Annotated in this window: 1 protein-coding gene; it reads left to right on the top strand. The window is 39.0% G+C overall.

Features of this window, described 5'->3' with window-relative positions:
- Positions 1-73: 73 nt before the first annotated feature.
- On the top strand, positions 74-1722 hold a 1649-nt coding region (locus tag CWB80_RS18605; RefSeq protein ID WP_138686291.1), incomplete at its 3' end, for an MFS transporter.

The following is a 1722-nucleotide window of genomic DNA, read 5'->3' as shown; positions in this document are numbered from 1 at the left end:
TTTGTCATTTTAGTTGCTTTGCTTGTATATTGTATGCAATATAAAATACTGCGTTTAATTGAAAAAGTAAACTATGAATAATAACCAACAATTACAATCAGCAGCACAGCAGGAAACTGGTAAAAATAAACAAACTTGGCGTAGCTTTGGGTTAGGTTTCTACTTGGCTAATACCATGGAAATTTTTGAGCGTTTAGCTTGGTATGGCTTTTTTGCAGTATCGTCGGTGTATATGACCACACCCATTGAGCAAGGGGGGGTCGGATTTAGTGATGCAGAGCGAGGCGCCGTGCAGGGGATAATTCCGTTTTTTTTATACTTATTACCTGTGATCACTGGGGCTTTTGCCGATCGCTATGGCTATAAAAAAATGTTTACATGCTCATTTATTGTGATGGCGCCGAGTTATTACTTTTTGGGTCAAGTGACAGACTTTAATTCGTTCTTTATGATTTTAATGTTAGTCGCTTTTGGTGCATCCTGCTTTAAGCCTGTTGTAGTTGGCACTATAAGTCAAAACACTAACGACAGTAACCGGGGTTTAGGCTTTGGTATTTTTTACACTATGGTTAATTTGGGGGGCTTCATAGGCCCGTTAGTGGCTGGGTATTTACGGACTATTAGTTGGGATGCGGTATTTATTATGTCGGCATCTTGGATAGTTGTTAATTTTATTCCATTGCTCTTTTACCGTGAGTCAAGCAGCAAACTACGTAGCAGCATAGGGGCGGCAGCGGTTTTACAGCAAGCTCAACATGTTTTGGGTAACAGCCGTTTCGCATTGTTACTGTTTACCAGTGTAATTATTTTAATGACGGGGGGAGTTAGCTGGTTAACATATACTCAAGCTTTTTCGCTAATTACGATTTGGTTAGCTGCGAACTGGTTATGGGATAAGTGCGTAAGCGTGCAAAAAGCGTCTAAATGGTATCTACAACCGGTGAGGGTTAGCAACCGTAGTTTTGCACTATATTTAGCAATATTAACGGGGTTTTGGACGGTATATAACCAACTTTTCTATACTCTACCTCTGTTTATACGTGACTATATTGATACTCAAGATTTAGTTGCAATCTTGAGCTACTTTAGTCAATCAGCAGTGGATTTTTTTGCTTATGTTGATATTCAGGCTTTAAGTAACAAACTGCAAACACTGGCTGCTACTCATAGTGTAACACCAGTCAAAGAGGTAAATTTAGAGGCTGTGCGTCTAGAGTTAGTCCACTTAAAAGTTAATGTTCCTGTTGCTGAAATAACGCTATTTTTTAAACAAGCCAGTGCTTCTAGCTTTTCGGCTGAGCAAAGTATGCAATTGGCGCAGCAGTGGCTTAAATACCGACAGGTAAACCCTGAATACCTGATTAATTTAGATTTTGCAGCTATTGTTCTGTTACAAATAATAGTAAGTGTTAAATGCCAGCATTTTAAAGTTATATCTGTCCTAATAAGCGGTTTAATTGTCACAGCAGGTGCTTTTTTAGTGTTGTTATTAATGAGCGCGGGGGTATTACTAAGCCAATTGGGAGGTTTAGTAGTGGTAACGGTTATATTATTAATTGCTTTTGGTGAAATGCTCACCTCTCCAAAAAGCCAAGAGTATGTAGCCAGCATAGCTCCAAAAGGCAGTGCTGCTATGTTTATGGGTTATTACTTTGTATCTATGGCATTAGGCTTTTTATTTGCTGGATTTTTGTCTGGGTGGAGTTATGGTTACCTAGTCAA

The sequence above is a fragment of the Pseudoalteromonas sp. S1650 genome, from assembly GCF_005887195.1.
In the GTDB taxonomy this organism is placed as follows: Bacteria; Pseudomonadota; Gammaproteobacteria; order Enterobacterales; family Alteromonadaceae; genus Pseudoalteromonas; species Pseudoalteromonas simplex.
The sequence above is the reverse complement of the archived record's forward strand: the minus strand, read 5'-3'. Positions and strand labels throughout refer to the sequence as shown.